Origin of the sequence: Endozoicomonas sp. ALD068 (genome assembly GCF_049310145.1) — a bacterium.
Classification (GTDB): domain Bacteria; phylum Pseudomonadota; class Gammaproteobacteria; order Pseudomonadales; family Endozoicomonadaceae; genus Endozoicomonas_A.
On record NZ_JBLYNU010000004.1, the window covers coordinates 2,999,175 to 3,020,895 of the forward strand.

At 48.8% G+C, this 21,721-nt stretch carries 19 protein-coding genes; 8 read left to right on the top strand and 11 right to left on the bottom strand.

Features of this window, described 5'->3' with window-relative positions:
* Positions 1-37: 37 nt before the first annotated feature.
* Positions 38-1,399, bottom strand: coding sequence for a substrate-binding domain-containing protein (locus ACO6V5_RS09970; RefSeq protein WP_422409110.1), 1,362 nt, complete (start codon positions 1,397-1,399; stop codon positions 38-40).
* Positions 1,400-1,576: 177 nt separating this feature from the next.
* Between ACO6V5_RS09970 and ACO6V5_RS09975 the strand changes: the two genes are divergently transcribed.
* Positions 1,577-3,808, top strand: coding sequence for a tyrosine-protein phosphatase (locus ACO6V5_RS09975; protein ID WP_422409112.1), 2,232 nt, complete (start codon positions 1,577-1,579; stop codon positions 3,806-3,808).
* Between the two features lie 41 nt (positions 3,809-3,849).
* Here the strand turns inward: ACO6V5_RS09975 and ACO6V5_RS09980 are convergent, their stop codons facing one another.
* The 6 genes from ACO6V5_RS09980 to ACO6V5_RS10005 form a co-directional block, all read right to left on the bottom strand.
* Complete coding sequence (locus tag ACO6V5_RS09980; protein WP_317145885.1) at positions 3,850-4,218, bottom strand: MerR family transcriptional regulator; 369 nt, start codon at positions 4,216-4,218, stop codon at positions 3,850-3,852.
* Positions 4,190-4,501: an integration host factor subunit alpha gene (ihfA, locus tag ACO6V5_RS09985; RefSeq protein ID WP_317145884.1), complete on the bottom strand. Its 312-nt coding sequence runs from the start codon at positions 4,499-4,501 to the stop codon at positions 4,190-4,192. The genes ACO6V5_RS09980 and ihfA overlap by 29 nt, the downstream gene beginning before the upstream one ends.
* Positions 4,502-4,590: 89 nt before the next feature.
* A complete protein-coding gene (gene pheT / locus ACO6V5_RS09990) occupies positions 4,591-6,969 on the bottom strand; it encodes a phenylalanine--tRNA ligase subunit beta (RefSeq protein WP_422133200.1) in 2,379 nt (792 codons plus the stop codon).
* Positions 6,970-7,013: 44 nt separating this feature from the next.
* Positions 7,014-8,042, bottom strand: a complete 1,029-nt coding sequence (gene pheS, locus ACO6V5_RS09995) for a phenylalanine--tRNA ligase subunit alpha (protein WP_422137602.1) — start codon at positions 8,040-8,042, stop codon at positions 7,014-7,016.
* Positions 8,043-8,269: 227 nt separating this feature from the next.
* Positions 8,270-10,774 (bottom strand): ATP-binding protein, encoded by a 2,505-nt coding sequence (locus ACO6V5_RS10000; RefSeq protein WP_422409115.1) that lies wholly within the window; start codon positions 10,772-10,774, stop codon positions 8,270-8,272.
* A 375-nt stretch (positions 10,775-11,149) separates the two neighbouring features.
* Positions 11,150-11,728 (bottom strand): hypothetical protein, encoded by a 579-nt coding sequence (locus ACO6V5_RS10005; protein WP_422133197.1) that lies wholly within the window; start codon positions 11,726-11,728, stop codon positions 11,150-11,152.
* A gap of 240 nt (positions 11,729-11,968) precedes the next feature.
* Here ACO6V5_RS10005 and thiS point away from each other — a divergent pair, with 240 nt between their 5' ends.
* The 6 genes from thiS (at position 11,969) to smrA (ending at position 16,403) form a co-directional block, all read left to right on the top strand.
* Positions 11,969-12,169: a sulfur carrier protein ThiS gene (thiS, locus tag ACO6V5_RS10010; RefSeq protein WP_422133196.1), complete on the top strand. Its 201-nt coding sequence runs from the start codon at positions 11,969-11,971 to the stop codon at positions 12,167-12,169.
* Between the two features lie 57 nt (positions 12,170-12,226).
* Positions 12,227-12,994, top strand: coding sequence for a thiazole synthase (locus tag ACO6V5_RS10015; protein WP_422137088.1), 768 nt, complete (start codon positions 12,227-12,229; stop codon positions 12,992-12,994).
* Positions 12,994-14,109 (top strand): 2-iminoacetate synthase ThiH, encoded by a 1,116-nt coding sequence (thiH, locus tag ACO6V5_RS10020; RefSeq protein ID WP_422133195.1) that lies wholly within the window; start codon positions 12,994-12,996, stop codon positions 14,107-14,109. The genes ACO6V5_RS10015 and thiH overlap by 1 nt, the downstream gene beginning before the upstream one ends.
* A gap of 148 nt (positions 14,110-14,257) precedes the next feature.
* A complete protein-coding gene (locus ACO6V5_RS10025; protein ID WP_422133194.1) occupies positions 14,258-14,716 on the top strand; it encodes a type III secretion system chaperone in 459 nt (152 codons plus the stop codon).
* Positions 14,713-15,675 carry a hypothetical protein gene (locus tag ACO6V5_RS10030; protein ID WP_422133193.1) on the top strand — a complete coding sequence of 321 codons (963 nt, stop codon included), beginning with the start codon at positions 14,713-14,715 and terminating at the stop codon, positions 15,673-15,675. Before ACO6V5_RS10025 ends, ACO6V5_RS10030 begins: the two co-directional genes overlap by 4 nt.
* Positions 15,676-15,824: 149 nt before the next feature.
* A complete protein-coding gene (gene smrA, locus ACO6V5_RS10035) occupies positions 15,825-16,403 on the top strand; it encodes a DNA endonuclease SmrA (RefSeq protein WP_422133192.1) in 579 nt (192 codons plus the stop codon).
* A gap of 69 nt (positions 16,404-16,472) precedes the next feature.
* On the opposite strand, the gene rplT is transcribed toward smrA, so the two are convergent.
* The 4 genes from rplT to thrS form a co-directional block, all read right to left on the bottom strand.
* On the bottom strand, positions 16,473-16,829 hold the full coding sequence (rplT, locus tag ACO6V5_RS10040) for a 50S ribosomal protein L20 (protein ID WP_422409118.1): 357 nt from the start codon (positions 16,827-16,829) through the stop codon (positions 16,473-16,475).
* Between the two features lie 36 nt (positions 16,830-16,865).
* Positions 16,866-17,057 (bottom strand): 50S ribosomal protein L35, encoded by a 192-nt coding sequence (gene rpmI, locus ACO6V5_RS10045; RefSeq protein WP_034837404.1) that lies wholly within the window; start codon positions 17,055-17,057, stop codon positions 16,866-16,868.
* A gap of 200 nt (positions 17,058-17,257) precedes the next feature.
* Positions 17,258-17,800, bottom strand: a complete 543-nt coding sequence (infC, locus tag ACO6V5_RS10050) for a translation initiation factor IF-3 (protein ID WP_252180580.1) — start codon at positions 17,798-17,800, stop codon at positions 17,258-17,260.
* 83 nt (positions 17,801-17,883) lie between these two features.
* Complete coding sequence (thrS, locus tag ACO6V5_RS10055) at positions 17,884-19,806, bottom strand: threonine--tRNA ligase (RefSeq protein ID WP_422133191.1); 1,923 nt, start codon at positions 19,804-19,806, stop codon at positions 17,884-17,886.
* Positions 19,807-20,377: 571 nt separating this feature from the next.
* Between thrS and ACO6V5_RS10060 the strand changes: the two genes are divergently transcribed.
* Complete coding sequence (locus tag ACO6V5_RS10060) at positions 20,378-21,613, top strand: hypothetical protein (RefSeq protein ID WP_422409121.1); 1,236 nt, start codon at positions 20,378-20,380, stop codon at positions 21,611-21,613.
* The last annotated feature ends 108 nt before the right edge of the window (positions 21,614-21,721 follow it).

Below are 21,721 nucleotides of genomic sequence, written 5' to 3' on the forward strand. Positions count from 1 at the left end.
TGCTATTGTACCGCCTTTATGAAATTTATCGGTGAATTCAAAAGGAGGCCGCCACTTGATTGGATTCACTGTCTGCTTTGACCCAGACTTCCACCCGGCGGTTTCTTATTTTACTGGCCAGACTCTCTGCTGAAGACAATGCCATATACTGACCGTAACCCCGGTACTGGATTTTCTTCCGTGGAACTCCAGCCTTGACCAGAGCTCTTCTGACCACATCAGCCCTGAGCTTAGCCAAAAGATCTGAATTTCTCGATTGCGCCCTCTGATCTGCGAAACCAATTAACAGAACCTCGCCTGGCTGTCGATCAATGAAACGCGCCAGCCTTTCAATATCATTGATAGCCTTGTTATCAAGCTGGGCACGCCCCTGAGCAAAGCGGAAATTAACAGACGCACGGTCAAACTGGTCAACAATCCGCTGATAATCCTCTGGTGCAGACTGCACATCAGGGCTCATCAGCTCAACCGCCTGATGAACATAACCAACAGAAGCTACGACAGGTTGTGCCTGATCGCTGGTTGCAAAACGGAGAAAGTCGAGAGCATCAGGATCAGCGTCCTTTTCTGGCAGATACATATAAAGACGGCGACTCAGAACATAATCTTCCGTCGAAACATGCAGCAGCTCAGGCTTCAATGCTCTGTCAGTGCCTTCAGAAACCATCAATGGTCTGGCTCGACCAATGGTATTCAGGCTGACAAAACCAATGCCCCCCGGGGTCGATGCCACCTTGTCAGAGACATCGGCATTGGACTCAAAACGCATGGCAGTTGGGTCGAGCTGGTATTTTTTGGCCAACACGAGGTTTTTGAAAGTATCCCAGGTTCCCGAACGATCATCGCGGGCAAACAGCGAAACCGGCAGATCGGCCCCTCCCAATTCTTTCCAGTTCTTCACTTCACCAGAAAAAAGACGGGCAATATCTTTGATATCCAGCTTGTTAATACTGTTACCCGGATTCACAATAATCGCCAGACCGTCAATGCCAACAACATACTCTGCTTCCAGACTGCTGAAATCGCCCATGCCAGACAACATGGCCTGCTCTTTAGTCTTTATCGGTCGTGAAGCGGCGGCAATCTGTCCTTTCCCGCTGGCCAGTGCTTTAAAACCACTGGATGAACCATGTGCAGCAATAAAGATGCTGACCAATTTACCCTTAGCGGGTAAAAAGCCAGTCACTTTGACCTCATTATCCAGACCGGTCGGGAAAACACCTACGCCTTCTGCCCCCAGATACTTCAGATAGGACTCAGCTAATGATGGCCCTAATCTGGCACCCACAGTATTTGAGCCATGAATCGAGAACAATAATTCTTCTTGAGCCTGAGCGCCAAAAGAAACAAGAGATAAGAATGAATAAAACAGCAGAGATCGGAATGTTGTTATTGTCATGAGTAAATTTCAGAGCACACTTCTAATTTTTCGGTGAGTCTATCGGCGAATTATGACAGAAATATGACACCCATTAACGATAAACGCCTGTCAGCGCCGCTTGACCCTGACTCTGTGGAAAATGTTACATAGCCTTTTATACTGCAAGAATCAGGGAAGATTCTCAGGAGAGAGGTTGTGGGCAATACAATTAATAACGGCGGGACTTCTTCAATAGGCCATTCTCAAACAGCGGGCGCTGATCCACAGAATTCAATAACCAAGACAGTCAAGGTCAACGGTAAGCTCTACAATTGCAGTGCTTCGAAAGTCTGGGGTTTGAGAGTTGCACGGGAAGTTCTCGGTGTTCACGGTCTGGTTAAACCCGTCTATGACCACTTCCATGGCAAGTTGCATGAACATCTCGCTGATAATACAGCGACCCCATCAAAAGCGCCTTCAACACCGCTCTCAGAAAGAAGCACCCGCCCACTGCCCAAGCTTCCCAACCAGATGAACGAGCAACCCAGGACCCATTCTAAACCTGCTAATACACCACTTGCAGTCAGAAACAGCAGTCCTGAAACCCAACCGGCTAAAGCCCTGAAAGCACCGGAAATCATTAAAAACCTGGAGCATGGCAAATTTGAGGATAAATCCGGCTTCTCACTCAACAAGTTCTCGGAAGCCGTCCAACAGCTCTCTACTCCGGATATCAAGGAATTGATCTTTCAACTTAGCCAAAAGGACGACCCTGGTTATGATACGATCATGCAAGAAGTACGAGAGATTTATGCTGAAAGAAAAGTCACCGAGGGGCTGAAAGAATTTGGTGATAATGTGCAGGGTCTCAAAGACAGATGCGCCGGACGCTATGCCAATTCCCCCAAACTTGCAGCTGCGGTGTTTGCAGAGATTGATCGTCAAGTTGGTCTTCAGGAACCCCCCGACTCCCGATCCCTTGAACTTAAGGAACTGACTCCGTCCTTGCAGTGTGTCTATGGGTCAGACCATGGATCTCAACTTGAATTTGGCACTTACCAGGGAGCTTCGCTTAACTTGAGTCAGGAGTTCCCCTATAAGCCTGACGACTCTGAAATTAATACGCAATACAAAAAGATTAAAAGCCCACAGATACAAGGAAGGATCGATAACCAACCTTTCTTCGAAAAGGCACATCCAAAATTTTCTGACATCCATCTTGGCAATAGAGACAAAGGATTTGCACCGGGAGCACCCTATCATGCCGCAAAAGTCGACCTGCCTGGTGGCAGCTTTATCGCGAGTCAGGGGCCACTTGAAAACACAGAAAACAACTTCATAAAAATGCTTGCTCATCATCGTCCTGCCGTATCCGTTTCTCTTGTTAACTCCAAAGAACTCGAAGATCCGGAAATTTCCCATAAACCAGATAAGAAGCGTTCTATCGAAGTTGGCCCTAAGGAAGTCGGCGAAGAAAAAGACTGTGGCGGCGTTAAGGTTAGACTGGATGGACAATACTCTTTTGATGAGGGTAAAGTTACCGTCAAACAACTCTCCATTAATGGGGAGACACAATTCAGGGTTTACGATAAAGGCTGGGCAGACCATAGCGCCGGCACCCCGGAAAGACTGGCAAAACTGTCGGTACTGGTTGAAAAGTTACGTCAGCACCCCTCTGTTGCAGCCAGGTCAAACAACCCCACCGTCGTCAACTGCAATGCGGGAGTCGGCAGAACCGGAACCTTCATCACGATTGATAACAGCCTGCGGCAGTATCAAAAAACGGGTGAGGTTCCCCGGGATTTCACTCAAACCATTACTACCGCGCGCCAGGTCAGGAACAAATTCGTGCAAACAGCAGGACAGTTCAATACCCTGACAGCGGTTCACGGACAGTTCACACCCTTGTTTAATCCCTTATTGAAAGAAGCGGGTCTGACCGTTGCGACACCTGCTACCCCTCAAAAAGCCCCGGAGCCCAAAGATAACGGACTGGGGTACGGCTCAGAAGATTATGCCGTCGTCAATAAGGAAGCGCGAGATGCTGCCAGACTCAGAAGAGCCAATAGGGATGACACTTACGTCAATCTCAACTTTGCAGATAAAACAAAAACTTCTGTTGAAAAGGCTCCAGACTTACCACCGGTAGCAGCGAAGAGAACCAAATACAATGGCCCTAAAGATGCCGAAGAATTGTTGGATAAAATTACTGGCGGCGGCTATGGAATGACAATACAAACATTTAATAAACAGAAGCTGACCACTGAACTTACCCATGTCTTGCGTCAGGCACATCAGAATCGGGATCAGAAACAGTTCGATGAAATTTCTAGATACACCGAGACCTTGAAAGCGGATAAAAACTGGAGTCGGATAGGCCTGCTTATTGATAAAATCGTCAATAACCGCACGCAAAACGGCCCCCCGCCCACTCCTTCCCGAAGGTAAATTATACCGGCATCCGCCGGTATTTTTTTATCTGCATATTCTCACTTGGAAGGAATCCCATCCAAGGCATCGACAACATCTTCCAGTTCAGCAATGGTTTGCCGGATCAGTTGTTTGTACTGGGAAGCGTCCAGCTTCTGCACTTCGCCTTTGAGATGATTACGGGCGCCGTCAATGGTAAAACGCTTGTCGTAGAGCAAACTGCGAATTTGCCGGATAAGCAGCACATCCTGTCGCCGGTAATAACGACGGTTCCCGCGCCTGACCGGTTTTAACTGCGAAAACTCCTGTTCCCAGTATCGCAGGACATGGGATTTGACCTGACACAAGTCGCTGACCTCACCGATGGTGAAGTAACGCTTGCCGGGAATAACAGGGAGATCACTCTTCCTGAGCTCTGTTTCCTGCATAAGCCTCGACTCGTGACCTGAGTTTCTGACCAGGCTTGAAAGTCACCACCCTGCGAGGAGAGATAGGAACCTCTTCGCCGGTTTTGGGGTTTCGGCCGGGCCGCTGACTTTTGTCTCGCAGTTCAAAATTACCGAAGCCGGATAACTTGACCTGTTCATTATTCTCTAATGCCTGACGGATCTGTTCGAAAAACTGCTCGACCATATCCTTGGCTTCGCGCTTGTTCAAACCGAGTTCTTCGTGCAGACGCTCGGCTATATCAGCTTTCGTCAGAGCTCCCATGGATAACTTCCGCTCTCTTATAACCAGGGCAGCGAACTGTCGAGCCTGCTCAGAAAACAGGCCCGATACAGAGCGCTTGCATTGGCTGATTAGCTTCGGAGACTGGCACCAAATTCCGATCCCAGCCGACTTACGATGCTGTCAATCACTTGATTAACTTCTTCGTCTTTTAGAGTGCGGGAAGCGTGCTGCAAGGTCAAGCCCAAAGCAAGACTCTTATGACCTTCCGCAATGCCTTTTCCGGCATAAACGTCGAAAATACGAACATCTTTCAACAGCTCAGAGGCTTCTTCCCGAATGACCTGGTTCAGACTGTCAGCCGCCACTTCCTGCTTGACAAGCAAGGCCAGGTCACGACGAACTTCAGGGAACTTTGACAGCGGTGTGAACTCTGTTACTTTGCCCAGGCTCATCGCTTCCAGACTTGCCTCAAACATGATCAGCGCATCATTCACCTCCAACTTTTTCGTCAGACTTGGGTGCAGAGCGCCTATATGACCGACCACCTTGCCATCACGAACCAGCGCTGCACACTGACCTGGGTGCATGGCATCGTGGCTGCTGTTTTCAAAACGGAACTCCCCTGCAGCACCACCCAGTTCCAGCAGAGCTTCCACATCCCCTTTCAGGTCGTAGAAGTCTGCGGGCTCCGCTTTAATCGCCCAGCTTTCAGGGTAGCGACTGCCTGTAATCACGGCAGCAATCTGATTTTCCTGCCTCAGAGAGTCGCCTTCACGAACGAACGTCTGACCGGTTTCAAACAGACGAACACGGCTCTGCTGACGATTCAGGTTGTAGCTGACTGTTTTAACCAGGCCCGGTAGCAGAGATGTTCGCATGACAGAAAGATCGCTGGCGATGGGGTTCGCCAGAACCACAGGCTCACGCCCGGGATCAAACAGCTGATGCAACTTCGGGTCAATAAAGCTGAAGGAGACCGCTTCCTGATAGCCACGAGCGACCAGAATACGACGAATATCCCCTTCTTTAACTCTGTTTTCATCCACTTGCTTAAGCTTTAACAGAGCCGTTGGGATGGTTTCTGGCAGTCGTTCATAACCGTAGATACGACCCAGTTCTTCCACCAGGTCTTCTTCTATAGAGATATCAAAGCGCCAGCTTGGCACAGAAACGGACCACTCACCTTCGGCAATAGAACTCATCTCCAGACCCAGTCGTGTCAGCAGAGCTTCAATCAGGTCATTCTCGATGGTAATGCCCAGCAGAGAAGCCACTTTTTCAGCTCTCAGCTTGACTGTGCTCAGTTCAGGCAGCTTGTCTTCGCTCACTGCCTCGGCAACAGGACCTGGCTGACCACCGCAGATTTCCAGAATCAGGGCGGTTGCTCTCTCAATGGCCTTACGCTGCAGCTGGAAGTCCACACCACGCTCAAAGCGATGGGAAGCATCGGTGTGCAGTCCGAAGGAACGGGCTTTACCGGCAATGGTAATGGGATCAAAGAAAGCCGCTTCCAGCAGCACGTTACGGGTGGTTTGTGAGACACCAGAGCCTTCTCCGCCCATCACACCGGCAATACCCAGAGCCTGCTGCTCATCGGCAATGACCAGAGTCCCGGTATTCATAATGACTTCCTGTCCGTCCAGCAGAACCAGCTTCTCCTGCTCATGGGCCATGCGAACAATCAGGGAACCCTTCAGGGTATCCAGATCATAACCGTGCATAGGCTGACCCAGTTCCAGCATGACATAAGCGGTCACATCAACAACGGGATCAATGGAACGAATACCGGAACGACGCAGGCGCTCAATCATCCACAGAGGGGTAGGTTGAGTAATATCAACATCTTTCAGGATACGGGTCAGAAATCGTGGCGCCCCTTCTTTGGATTCAACAGCCACCTTAAAAGTATCATCAATCGTTGGGGCTACCGGCTCAACCTGAACTTCGCTGACATCAGCCAGGAAGTTCGCACTGACTTCCCGGGCCAGACCCGCAATGCTCAAACAGTCGCCACGGTTTGGCGTCAGGTCTACATCAATAATCCTGTCATCCAGGCTCAGGTACTCTCGGATATCCTGACCCACAGTAGCATCCGCTGGCAGCTCCATCAGGCCGTCTGAAGATTCAGCCATGCCCAACTCTTCTTCCGCACAAAGCATGCCAAAAGATTCAACACCACGCAGTTTGGCTTTCTTGATTTTGAAATTGCCCGGCAGAACGGAACCGACTGTTGCAAAAGGTACACGAATACCCACACGGGCATTAGGCGCACCACAAACCACCTGGAACTCCTCTGATCCGGTGCTGACACGAGTGACACGCAATTTATCCGCATCCGGGTGTTGTTCACAGGCAACAATTTCACCCACAACCACACCGGAAAACTCGCCTGCTACCGGGTCAACGTCGTCCACTTCCAGGCCAGCCATGGTGATCTTATCTACCAGCTCCTGAGTGTCCGCTTCCAGGGCAACCCACTGACGTAACCATTGTTCACTGAATTTCATAGACTTTTCTCAACTCCGTTATTCGATCTGATCGCCGCAAACCGTTAATTGAACTGGCTCAGGAAGCGCAGGTCATTATCGAAAAACTGACGTAAATCGTTTACGCCGTAACGGAGCATGGCAAAACGCTCAACCCCCAGACCGAAGGCAAAGCCTGTGTACTTGCTGGTATCAATACCGGAGTATTCAAACACTTTCGGGTGGACCATACCGCAGCCCAGAACCTCCAGCCACTTGATGGAACCGTCTTCATTGCGTCCCCATTCAATGTCCACTTCTGCTGAAGGCTCAGTGAACGGGAAGTAGGACGGACGGAAGCGGACTTTCAAGTCGTCACGCTCAAAGAACACCCTCAGAAAGTCACTGAGAACACTCTTCAGGTCAGCAAAACTGACTTTCTCTGCCACATAAAGACCTTCGACCTGATGAAACATCGGGCTGTGAGTCTGGTCGGAATCGCAACGGTAAACCTTGCCCGGGCAAACAATGGCAATAGGAGGTTTCTCACCGGCCTTGCTCAGGGCCTCCATGACACGAACCTGAACCGGAGAGGTGTGGGTTCTCAGAACGGTGTTGTCATTGAAGTAAAAAGTATCGTGCATGGCACGGGCCGGGTGATGACCGGGAATATTCAACGCTTCGAAGTTGTGGTAATCGTCTTCGATTTCCGGCCCCTGGGCCACTTCAAAGCCGATGTTGCCGAAGTAATCGGTGATACGCTCCATGGTGCGGGTAACAGGGTGCACCGTCCCCAGGTTCTGGCTACGGCCGGACAGGGTGACATCAATGGTTTCACTGGCCAGGCGAGCTTCCAGAGCCACTTTTTCCAGACCTTCACGTTTCACATCCAGGGCGGCCTGAACCTGCTGCTTGGCTTCGTTAATAAAGCCGCCCGCCTTCGGACGTTCTTCCGGAGACAGTTTGCCCAGACCTTTCAACAGCTGGGTCAGCTCGCCTTTTTTGCCAAGAAACCGCACCCGAACATGGTCCAGATCAGTGGCATTGGCAGCTGACTCAACTTCAGCCAGTGCAGAGACGACTATAGGTGAAACAAGTGTTTCCAGATTCTCCATGGGATTCCTGATAACCGATGCGTAGAGAAAATAAACCGCCAATTCTAGCGGTTGAGGAAGGGTTTGAATAGATTTACTTGCAGGACGGATTTCACCAGTACAGGAAAGCCCTGACATTCATAACGGTACTGCGATAAATCGGTCTGAAAATTCCTGCTCCCTCGTCAAATAGCTCGCTATTCTCCTCGGAATCAGAAATTTTTATCCTCAATTTATCGCAATCTTCGCTAGGGACGCTTAAGTCTGTCAGGCTGCTCCTGCAGTCCGGATTCCGCAAAGTCCGGGAACATATGCTCTAGCCGCTCTCTGATACGAACCTCCCCATTTAGAAGTTGAAGAAATTTTAAATAATCCATTACAGCTTCCAAGAATAATGTGCGGTTATTGGTTTTCACTACCAGCTTCAAGCCTTCGTCGTGTACTTTCTGAACAACATTTAAGAACTGCTCTATCCAAGTACTACTAACAGTAAAATTACACTCCATAAAAACAGCCTGATGCTCCGTTTTGGATAAATGGCTGAAATGGAAATCCTGGCTTAGAAATTCTGTTCCAGGTAATACGGGAGGGCCCACCTGGCGGATCCGATCAGCTGGAATACTGAGTAATCTGGCTATTTCCTCTGTTGGTACGGCGTGCTCAGTGATCACTCCTGCCGCATTGCGGCCATGATACTGACCCAGTTGCGCTAGTGCATCAGCAGCCTGTACATCAGGGCTGTGCCACCATTGGGAACGGCAACTGTCTCCCTGCAAATCACTAAGGTAAAGAAAATTATGGGCACACCTGGTTAAGGGCTCGATATCGCCAAGGAATTCAGCTTTGACAGGAATATGATGATTTGAACTGACCATGATAGCTTTCTTGGCAGTCATCACATGTTTCATTGTTTTTGCCAGAAGTTGTTTGCTAAAGTGACCGCCGTTAGCATCATCGATTACCACCAAATCTTTACCGGCAAGCATTTCCTCGATCTTGCTATCCCATTCATTACCCTGGAAGCACTGATACAGTTCGCCTGCCTTATCTGCGTCTAGATACAGGGTGTTGACACCATAGTCGGCTGCTTTTTTGGTAACTGCTACACAAAGATGTGTTTTTCCTAGTCCCGGTGATCCGGTCAGGAATAGTCCCATGGGCTTTTTATACGAGGCTCCACCCTGATTATTAATCACAGCACGCGTGAACTTCAGGGCCGTCTCATGCATCAGTTCCTGCTGTGTTGAGCGGGGTTCGAATTGATCTATATCAGCATCAAGATTTTCAGTATGGAAACGTGACACCTGGTGCACCGGCTTTGGTTTCATAGCCCGAGTGACAGACAAAAGCGGTTGACGGTGCCAGACTTGATCGCACTCGGACAAAAAATTTTCCCAGGTCACAGTATTAAATCGAGCCACGATAGTGATGCCACCAATAGGGTGATCATAGGGCAGGATATCGTCGGTCCAATCTTTATAGCTTGATTTCCCTTCTTTAATGGCAAGGATTGTCTCAGGACTCTGTGGTCTATTGTAGCCATCAATCAGTATTTTTTTGACCTGCTCGTAGGTTTTCGGTTCAACAAATTCACCCGGACCAAACCCCAGATAGAGATTCTGTCCGCTGCTGTTTTGCCCGGTGCATACCAGATTAAAACCGACAGCATCACCAGTTGCGTGCTTCAAATCGTAGCCTTCTACGCCCTGAATATAGAGGATATCACCCTTTTTTATTTTCAGCTCTGACTGCCCATTGCTCCCTGAACCTTTGTAAAACTCGAGATACTCAAACAGACAATGGAGAGGGTTGCTGTACTTGATCCGATTGACATATTCACCCTTTGTGAAGCATCCAATAACCTGGGACATGTGACCGAAAAGGGTGACTGGAATTCTGAACTTTGAGATCGGTGCGCCAAAGATGCGGTCGAATTCGTCGGTGCCAATGATGGTTTCAATGGCCCGATACTGACAGGCCGAAAGGGTCGTTGCACAGTCTGCAATGGTGGGGCCATGAAAAAAAGCATTCAGACACTCACTTGGTTTATAGCCATTATCCATTGCTACAAAGTTATACTTGTTCGTTATGTCAAAATATTCCGGCAGTGAGTGCTTCCCGAGGTATGAACTTTTTGACAGACCGGGAAGTTCGAGAGTCCGATAATCCTCAGGATAAAAAACACCCAGACGTTTTTTTTCTACTTGGGTCCGATATTTCTTGATACAAAAACCATCCTGAAATAGCTCTTCTCCTGCTTCAGAACCTTCCACTCGACGCTGAAAGCTTGTCTCAACTGAGTCCCGATCAGCGTAGGATGTGTTACTGAGCTGGAGCCAGTCAATTGTATTCTCGGCGAACTGCTCAGCCACGGACTTAGTGCTGCGACTTTTCGGAAAGGGTTTGTAAGTGGGGGTTATCTGACGTATAGAGTTGAGATGATCGTTCAAAGTAGCAGTATCGTCGTCCGAGACATTATTTGAAACTGATTTCTTCTCATCACCTGATAGCAAAGATGATACGCGCCTGGACAAAACAGGTTTATGTATCGGTTTCTCTTCGCACTCAATATCGATTGCGGTTAAAGCTTGCGAATCTGAAGAATCAAATCGCACAGGTGATACACACCTTGAGGGGTTAAACGAAAACTTTCTCGTGGAACTTTCGTTACAATCCGTTTTAGTAAATTTAACATCCTCTGCTCTGGGCTGAAAATATGTGCCGGGGTGAGAGCCTTCAGGTTTAATATCCATATTTCTTATCCTCCATTCACTTATGCTTGCTGTTAATACCTTCTTGAAGTCAGCTCATTTAGTCAGCCTGTTCAATCCTGCCTGACAGTATTTCAGGTCATCTCAAGAGAACGTGCGAATTATATGATACTGAAACTATCGTCTTAATAGTTTTGACAACCAGGAAATAATTTAGTTCATTGCCAAATGGAGGTGCCCGTTTCAGGAACTTGAAACATGATCTACTAAATATCGCATCAGGTCAGACCTAACCTTTTGATCAAGTTCGCCTTTTTTGCCAAGGAGCCTTGCCCGACCTGGTCCAGGTCAGCGGCATTGGCAGCTGACTCAACTTCAGCCAAGGCAGTGACGTTGCTGTGATTTAAAACCTTCCATCTACCTGTGTTTTGAATAAAGGACATCGCAATGAAATATATTCTTTTTTCCCGGGAACTGCGAGCTTGGCTGAACCAATATAAAAAACAACCCAATTCCTAGCTCATAGCCATTCAATTCTCTGTTTAATGCACTAACAAAGCGAGAAAGCTTACGCTGGCTTATAGATAAATAGTCTTTTTCCTCGACTCCCAAGCCTGCTCCACAGTCTATCTGCTCATGATAAGTGCTAAAAACTTTTATTGTTGATGACCAGGCGTCCGAAGTAATCAGTTGATTCCCAGAAAATTTTTTATCGAAGATATACTGCACCGAAAAAACAGCATCCTCCGGTGTTGCAACATAACCATTTGAAAACAATTCATTTCGAATTAACGCAGAAACACGTTCTGGAGTAGAACATCTTTTATTCAAAGCCTGTGGCAGGTTATGCTCAATGTAAGCCTTAAATGAATCCGATAACGGCAAGCTGTTTGTCTTAACAGTTATTAGTGAATCAGGGTAACATACCGATGAATCCGCATAACATACCGATGCAGCCAGAAAAGCTAAAGCGGTTACTATTTTTCTGAAAACCATATACAACCTCAAGTCATTGCATATATGTAAACTGTTTAACCTGTTTTTCAGTTTTAAGTTCAATATTCTCGTCTCTGACCCTATCCACTAGCCCATAAGCCCTGCCATGACAAGTCTCGCTACGCCGCTCAAAAAGGCTGACCGAGATCACAAGAACGGCTCCTGACTGCCCACCATTTATCCGGAGAAGAATTTGCTTTAAACTTCCCCCCCTGTTTTCAAAACCTCCCAGAATGATCTATGCAATTTTTTGTTAATGACCAGCCCCTGAGCTTTGAGTCCCCTCTGACGCTAGAGCAGCTGCTGGAACAGATCAATCAGGCTGAAAAGGGCGTGGCACTTGCGGTCAATCAAGAGATCGTCAGTCGCTCCCAATGGCCCCGCAGAAAAGTAGAAGAAGGTGACCGCATCACCCTGATCAAGGCTACCGCAGGTGGCTGATAGCGCGCAGAAATCGCACTTGGAATGACCGACAATTTATCGAATTACAGGGCTGGTATGCTGACCATTGCTGATAAAACCTTCCATTCTCGCCTGTTTACCGGTACCGGGAAATTCAATAACAGCCAGACCATGGCTGAAGCCATCAGGGCTTCACAGAGCGAACTGGTGACCATGGCACTTAAGCGAGTGGACCTGAATAATGATCAGGATGATATTCTCTCACCCCTGATTGAAGCAGGTGTTAACCTGCTGCCCAATACTTCCGGTGCCCGCAACGCCAAAGAAGCCGTGTATGCAGCCCAGCTGGCCAGAGAAGCCCTGCAGACCAACTGGCTAAAACTGGAAATTCACCCGGACCCCAAATATTTGCTGCCTGACCCCATCGAAACACTAAAAGCCTGCGAAGAACTTGTCGAACTGGGATTTGTTGTTCTACCTTATGTTCACGCTGACCCGGTCTTGTGCAAGAGACTGGAAGAAGCGGGTGCCGCTGCGGTTATGCCTCTCGGGGCACCCATTGGCAGCAACCTGGGCCTGAAAACCGAGGCGTTTCTGAACATCATTATCGAGCAGAGCCAGGTCCCTGTGGTTGTAGATGCCGGTATTGGCAGCCCTTCCGACGCCGCTAAAGCGATGGAAATCGGAGCTGACGCCGTGCTGGTGAATACAGCCATTGCTGTTTCAAATGACCCGGTAGCCATGGGTATTGCTTTCAGGGAAGCCGTGACAGCTGGCAGACGAGCCTACGAGGCTGGCCTCGGAATACGTTCGCACCAGGCTCAGGCAAGCAGCCCACTGACTGCATTTCTGGAAGACTTTTAATGTCATTTGTAGACACGTTTAACCAGTTAAACTGGGATGAAATCAGGATGAGCATCCTCAGCAAAACCGCTGCGGATGTCGAACATGCCCTGTCCACCGGCAGACTGGCCCATGATCAGTTTCTGTCGCTCATCTCCCCAGCGGCTGAACCTTACCTGGAACAGATGGCACAGAAAAGCATGGCACTCACCCGCCAGCGTTTTGGCAATACAGTTCAGATGTACATTCCCTTATACCTGTCCAACAAGTGCACCAACATCTGTACCTACTGTGGTTTCAGCCTTGACAACAAAATTCGACGCAAAACCCTGAGCACGGAAGAGCTGGACCGGGAACTGAAAGCCATCAAAGCCATGGGGTTTGATCATATCCTGCTGGTGACTGGCGAAGCCCAGGGCACGGTGGGCACCGAATATTTCAAAACCGTACTGGACAAAGTCAGATTGCACTTTTCCCACATTACGCTGGAAGTACAACCTCTGGAACAGAGCGAATACGAAGAGTTGATGGCGCTGGGGCTGGACGCCGTGCTGGTTTACCAGGAGACTTACAATCGCCCGGCCTACGGGAAATACCACCTGCGAGGCAGCAAGATGGATTTCGACTATCGTCTGGAAACCGCTGACAGACTCGGCAGAGCAGGCATCGACAAAATTGGTGTGGGCGCCCTGATTGGTCTGGAAGACTGGCGTACAGACTCTGCCATGGTCGCCGCACACCTCGACTACCTGGAAAAGACCTACTGGAAAACCCGTTACTCCATCTCTTTTCCCAGACTGCGCCCCTGCGAAGGTGAATTCCAGCCCGTTTCCGTCATTTCAGACAGACAACTGGTACAGCTGATCTGTGCTTACCGCCTGTTTAAACCGGAAGCGGAACTGTCACTGTCCACTCGAGAGTCGGAATCGTTCAGAGACAATGTATTGCCTCTGGGTATTACCGCCATGAGCGCTTTCTCAAGCACTCAACCTGGCGGTTATGCCAATGGTGCCGTGGAATCTCTGGAACAGTTCGCCATCGACGACAACCGTCGTCCTGAAGTGGTTGCAGCTGCGATTAAATCAAAAGGTCTGGAACCGGTCTGGAAGGATTGGGACCGCAGTTATAGCCACTAACCCAAGTCATCTCATGATCTGATTGTCGGGCCTGGTCATTAAGACAGGCTCTGACAGCCTGATGATACATAGCTCTTCCGCCAAACCCTTCAATTTCATTTATCCAAGCCGAACCAAACACTAATGATTTGCTATGGAGAGCCCGGCTATGATTGAGCCTTACGAACAATTTAAAGAGTTTTTAAAGGACTTTGGTGAACATATTGGTCATGACCTGACCACAGAAGACAACACCTGCGCCCTGGTAGACGAGCACAATGAGATCGCAGTGATCATAGAGTTACCTGAGAACAGTGATCTGTTACTGCTGCACCGTATGCTGACAACCATGCCAACAGATCCTGAGCTACAGGCCGCCAGAGCAATGCAGCTGTTGTCTCTCAACGGAGCCCCAGACAAGCTCAAAGGCGCCTGGTTTTATACGGACCAGGATGGAATAGGTTTGCACCTTATGACCAGTCACCCTGTCGGCAGTCTGACCCATGAGACTTTCAATAACCTGGTGCTTGGCTTCATAGAGCTCGCCAACACATTAACCCGGGAACTGACAGAAGAAGAGCAGGAGCTTACTTACGACTCATCACCTTCTGGAGGGATAGCACAATGAGAGGAGTCTTCTTTGGAGCAGGTTTATCTGCAAGTAGATACGCAGAAGCAAACAGTAGAAGTGAAGATACTCAAAAGCCCAAGCTCAAACCAATGACAAACTCACCTCCGGGTTATATTGGAAATTTTGCATCATTGGCCAACCCCTGGCAGCATCACGTAGGAACTCTGACTCCGGATAAAGGTACTCCCAGAAATAACTGGCGAATGGGTGAAGCTATGGCTGTTGAGGCAAGGATTGCCGCTTACCCTTACGAAAAGTCCATAGACGGCTGGGGATTAAAAGACAAAAAGATCCTGAATGAACTTAAGTCCTGGGATACTGACCGCCGTCTCGCCCTGTATGCTGGCAAAGCAGCCGGATTATCCACCAAAGGATCCGAAGGCTGTGTGTTCGACAAGAAAACCGGGCTCACTGCCTATATTCTTCGTAACCCCAAAACCAGTCCTCCCGAAGTTCGCATTGTTTTTGGCAGCTGGGACGCCCTGAAAAAACCGGATGAGCTTTCTCATACTGGAAGGTTCAAAAAAGCATTCACTCTCATCCGCTGGGTACGAAATCTGAGAAACGCAAGGCGAAAAACTGTGCCTGAAAGTTACCAGCAAGCCAGCAAGCTCACTAAGCAGGTTCAGAACCTGATGAAGAAAAACAGTGCCTTTAAAGGCTGGACTCTGAAATTATCGGGCTACGAAAAAGGCGGGGCTCAGGCGGCTTACGCAGCGGTTTCACAAGATAAGGTTTTACCTGCCAGATGCTTTTCCAGTGAATACATGAGCAGCCATATTATCAACTCTCTGGACAAGGAAAAACGGCAGGCCGCCGATGTCATCCACTACCAACCTGTGGAAAACGAGTACGTATTGAATCTGGAAAAGCATGACAGGTTTTTCCAAAATAAAGTCATAGGAAAACCTGTTGCTATGTATGCCTTGAATTATGAAAAAACGAATTTCCTCTGAATTCAGGTTTAGGGAAAAAGTCGCTTAAAGCAGCTATAGTTCTCCGGATACACAAAAACAGGTACTATCAAAATTCATTGAGGTGTATCCAAACGTCAAACTTCCAGACCGTCGAGCACCTCTGACCGTTCTACGACAAGTACAAAGCCATGAGTTACGACGACCAGGATCTGTTCCTCCAGGAAATGGAGGGAGTAGCTCCCCTGAAAAGCAGCACCAAAGCGAACCTCAAGAAACATCAGACAGCGACTCCCGGTCAGGCCCTGAGAAGGAAGGCAGCCCAGGCTGAGCTGAATGACCCTAATTTTTTATCTCTGGATAACCCGAAAAGAGTCCAGCCTTACGATCACCTGGAATATAAACGCTCCGGTGTTCAGGAAGGTGTTTTCAAGAAAATGAGACTGGGCAAATACGACATTGAAGCCAGACTCGACCTGCATAATCACACAGCGGCTGAGGCTCGAAAAGCAGTTTTTGACTTCATCAACGACTGTCAGCAACACGAGCTTCGCTCACTCATTATCAATCATGGCCGGGGCCTGAACACTAATCCCCCGGCCATCATTAAAAGCTACGTCAACACCTGGCTGCGGGAAATGGACCAGGTACTCTGCTTTCATACCGCATTAAAGTTTCATGGCGGTTCTGCGGCGCTGTATGTGGTGCTAAGAAAGAGTGAAAGAAAAAAACTGGAAAACCGGGAGCGTCACTCCAAACGCACCGCCTGATTCTGACCCAACACATAAAACGGGGTTATGGAAAACCATAACCCCGTTAAAGGCTGATATGAATCAGACTCAAGCCAGAGAAGCTTTAGCCTTTTCAACCAGCTGACCGAAAACAGCCTTGTCGTGCACAGCCAGATCAGCCAGAACCTTACGGTCGATTTCGATCGCAGACTTTTTCAGACCCGCGATGAAACGACTGTAAGACAGACCGCTGGTGCGCGCACCGGCGTTGATACGGGCAATCCACAAAGCACGGAACTGACGTTTACGCTGACGACGATCGCGGTAAGCATACTGACCAGCTTTGGTTACAGCCTGTTTGGCTACGCGAAATACACGTGAACGTGCTCCGTAGTAACCTTTGGCGGCCTTGAGAACTTTCTTGTGACGCTTGCGCGCGATTACACCACGTTTTACACGTGCCATGAGCTATATCTCCGAAAAAAATGATCTATAAAGCGATTAGTCGCGCAGCATACGCTTAACGAGGCCCTGGTCAGCAGGTGTTACCATGGAGGTACCACGCAGCTGACGCTTACGCTTGGTGGTCATTTTGGTCAGGATGTGACTCTTGAAAGCACCCTTACGCTTGTAACCGCTGGCCGTTTTTTTGAAACGCTTGGCGGCACCACTGTTGGTTTTCATTTTTGGCATGAAAAAGCACTCCGCATTCGCGACCACCTACCCCTTCTCATCTTGGAAAGCGGCGCCCGTTTCAGGGCCATGAGGTGTCGGGATATTAAAAATAAAAGCGACTGTCGTTTAATCCGGGAGAAAATTTTCTGTGTAGAAAAGCCTCATCCAGGACATGAAAAACCGGCCACTGAGGCAGTGACCGGTTTTTCATACTCAAATCACTTCTTCTTTTTCGGGGCAATAACCATGATCAGTTGACGACCTTCCATCTTTGGACGCTGTTCAACGGTACCAATCTCTTCCAGATCTTTTTCAACCCGGTTCATCAGTTCCATGCCCAGCTGCTGGTGAGCCATCTCACGACCACGATAACGAAGAGAAACCTTCGCCTTGTTGCCCTCTGTCAGGAAACGTACCAGGTTGCGCAGTTTTACCTGGTAATCCCCTTCCTCTGTGCCCGGGCGAAACTTGACTTCTTTCACCTGGGTCTGAACCTGTTTCTTCTTGGCTGCGGCTTTCTGCTTCTTTTGCTCGTACTGATGCTTGCCGTAGTCAAGGATCTTACAGACTGGCGGTTCGCTGGTTGCATTAATTTCAACCAGATCCAGCCCTGCTTCCTGGGCCATGGACAAAGCGTCACGGGTATCGACCACCCCTACCTGAGAGCCATCGGCTCCTATTAGACGGACTTCTTTGGCACGGATATTCTCATTAATCGGCGCCTTCTGCGGGCGACGATCGCGGAAGCTGTTACGTCTGATGGGTGTATCTCCTGTAAAGGCAGCCTGTGCGAAAGGGCTCGTCGACGTTTAACATCAAGATCGACAAGCCCGTTACAGATTAATTACGCAGTACGGCCACGCTTGCTGATATCCGCTGCAAGGCGCTCCTTGAATGCCTCTACAGGCATGGTACCCAGGTCTTCACCTGTGCGGGTACGCACAGCAACGGTTCTGTTTTCCATTTCCTTATCGCCAATAACCAGCAAATAAGGCACCTTATTTAAGGTATGCTCGCGGATTTTAAAGCCGATCTTCTCGTTTCTCAAGTCCGCTTTTACCCTAACTCCCTTTTCCATCAACATTTTTTCCAGTTCTACCGCATAAGAAGCCTGTCTGTCAGTAATGTTGAGGATGGCAACCTGCTTGGGAGCCAACCATGGCGGCATGGCCCCTTCATAGTGTTCAATGAGTATGCCGATGAACCGCTCAAACGACCCCAGAATCGCTCTGTGGAGCATGACCGGTGTTTTGCGTTCACCGCTTTCATCGACATATTCAGCACCCAGACGGCCCGGCATCGAGAAATCGACCTGAATCGTACCACACTGCCACACCCGGCCAATGCAGTCTTTCAGGGAAAATTCGATTTTTGGTCCGTAGAAAGCACCTTCACCCGGTAGTTCTTCCCATGGCAGCGCCTGTGCATCCAGAGCATCGGCCAGGGCTTTTTCGGCTTTATCCCAGATTTCATCAGAACCCACGCGCTTTTCAGGACGCGTAGACAGTTTGTAAAGCATGTTTTCACGACTGAAGCCAAAATCCTCATACACCTCATGGAGGAAATCAATAAAAGCAGCCACTTCCGACTGAATCTGATCTTCTGTTGCGAAAATATGGGCATCGTCCTGAACAAAGCCACGGACACGCATGATTCCATGAAGCGCACCAGATGGCTCGTTACGATGACAGGAACCAAATTCCGCCAGTCGCAGCGGCAGATCACGGTAGCTTTTCAGCCCCTGATTGAAGACCTGGACGTGACACGGGCAGTTCATGGGCTTAACAGCAATATCACGCTCTTCCGAATTGGTGGTGAACATGTCGTCCTGAAACTTGTCCCAGTGACCGGATTTTTCCCAGAGGGAGCGATCCACCAGCTGAGGCGTTCTGATCTCTTTGTAGCCATGCATAATCTGCTTTTTACGCATGTACTGTTCCAGTTCCTGATAGATGGCCCAGCCATTGGGGTGCCAAAACACCATGCCCGGTGCTTCTTCCTGCATATGGAACAGGTCCAGCTTCTTACCCAATTTACGGTGATCACGCTTCTCCGCTTCTTCCAGACGCTGCAGGTAAGCTTTCAGGGCTTTCTTGTCTTCCCAGGCCGTTCCATAGATACGGGTCAGCATTTCGTTGCTGGAATCACCACGCCAGTAAGCACCGGCCACACGCATCAGTTTGAAGGCTTTCAGCTTACCTGTTGAGGGAACATGTGGGCCACGGCAAAGATCCATCCACTCACCCTGACGGTAAACAGAAATCACTTCATTTTTCGGCAGGTCATTAATGATCTCGACCTTGTACTCTTCACCCATGGCTTTGAAAGCACTGATGGCTTCGTCACGAGTCATCACCACTCGCTCAATCCCCAGATCCTGCTTTGCCAGCTCAGCCATGCGCTTTTCAATCTTCTCCAGGTCTTCGAGGTTAAATGCCCGCTCATAGGAGAAGTCATAATAGAAGCCATTATCAATCACGGGACCAATAGTGACCTGGGCACCGGGGTACAGATCCTGAGTGGCCATTGCCAGCAGGTGAGCCGTTGAGTGACGGATCACCTCAACACCTTCTTCGTCACGGGAAGTGATAATAGCCAGCTCAGAGTCATCGGTGATTTTGGCACTGGCATCTACCAGCTCACCGTTAATACGACCCGCCAGAGTCGCCTTGGCCAGGCCCGGACCAATATCCTGGGCCACTTCCATGACAGAAACGGCGTCAGCAAATTCGCGCTTGCTGCCGTCGGGAAGCGTAATTACAGGCATGAGGAGATATTCCTTAATTTTTTGCCGCCAGGGCTTTTGCCGCCATTGGCATTATGTTCATCTTCAGTGGCAACCTGTACCGGAGGCTGCTTGCTCAGCGTTCTTGCCAGCCCATACCAGAGGCTGAGAACTTTTGTACCAGTGGCAACCCATACCAGGGGATGCTTGGATTTTCTCACCGATCGAAAGGAGAAAATCTTCGGACAGTCATTAGTATTTAGCAAAGAAAAGCCGAAAGATTATTATTTTGAGTTTTTCACAGCCTGTGTCAAGTCAGGAATAAAGATAACCTCAGCAGGGCTCTTGAGTTTTTAAAGGCAAGAATGGAGAAGTATCCTCCCAACGTGGGAGCTCTTTAACCGGAAAGAGCGAGAAGCTCAGTACTTTTGCGACAGCCTCCCGGGAGGGATAGCTCAGCATGCTCAGCCAGAAAGTAAAAACTCCGGAAGCTTCCAGTAAATCCGAACAAGTTGCATTTCATCTTACATTGTCTATACCTATCCGAGCCACGACAAACCGGTCGAGCCGAATTCAGTTTATATCAATCAGCCTGTTGATGGAGAACCATCCAATGCAGTTATTAAAACCTGATCGTCTGCTTTTAATATCGACGCTGATTGTTTATATCCTGAGTCATTCGGCTTTGGCTAAAACTGACATAAATACGACGGCGTCAGTCAATCCTGAAAGTTCCACCTTTTCTTCAAATTTCAGTGAGCCTGCAATCGTTTCAGAATTTAATGTCAGCTCATCGAGTACGGTTTCCCTGGGTATCAGGCTGCCCCTGACATCATCAGACGATATCCTTTTCAGGAAAAACCAAGGTGGACTGACGGGCTTTATCTGCTCACTAATCAACCTGCCAAGTAACTCAACTTTCGTTTATGGCAACAGCTCTCACTTGAACAATATTAAAAATCATCTGGGATGTGACGCCCCCCTTCCAGTAGACGCCATAAAAAATATTCCCGATTACGACCGCTGGTTGAGCAGTATTTCCATCTGGGTTCGCGAGGGCGTGGAGATGTTCATACTGCTTAGTGCCTCTATAAAAGTTAACCCTGGAGCCAGAAAGCAGATTTTGTACGCAGCGTATCTGACCAGTGCCATCACTATGAGTAGCCTTTACAGTACTGGCGTTGCACTCGCGGCATCCGGTAAGGAAATCCCCGAGAAATGGATTCAACTTATTGACGGGTTAACAAAATTAAAAGCCAGTCTCTGCATTGGTGGCTGGGCTCTTGGGATGGCTGGAGGAATTGCAGATAAAAAAGAGCTCGCCTTATCAGGGTTACTGATAAATGTTATCTCGAACACGTTTCGCGAAACCGGCAATGCCGTTCTCACTACTGTACCGCTGATCCTTGATAAAAAATACGAAGCCGGCCTATTGGGTTTAATCCCTTTGGGGATCATTGCTTCAAAACTCATAAAATTCAACCCGAAAACCAACACTGTCTTTTTGCAGAGGTTCTCATGGTTTGTAATGGCCAGTCTCGGGGCCGGACTGTTCTCGGGAGCCTGGCATAATTTTGAAAAAATTGCCGGTGAATCCGCTACTGTCTGGGATTTGGGCAAACAAACAACGGTGAGCGATGGCTATGAGATACTCAGCGATAAAAAACTGCCAATGTCGATTATTGCTCCCTTTGGATACAGACCCGATCCTACGGTTATCACCTTAACGTCCGGCCTGGGCTATTTTACATTGGTAACTCTTGCAGGCCTCTATCTTGTTATCCACAGAGTGCAACCCACAAGTATTGATCAGTTACTGCCTGATAGCGCCGAGACATTGGGGTTGTAATGCTTATACAAGCTTTCCTTTGGGCTGTTCGGCGATCCTGCAAACGAGTTGCGTTTCACCCCAGATTTACTATACCTACTCGAGCCAATACGAATGTGTTCATAACAG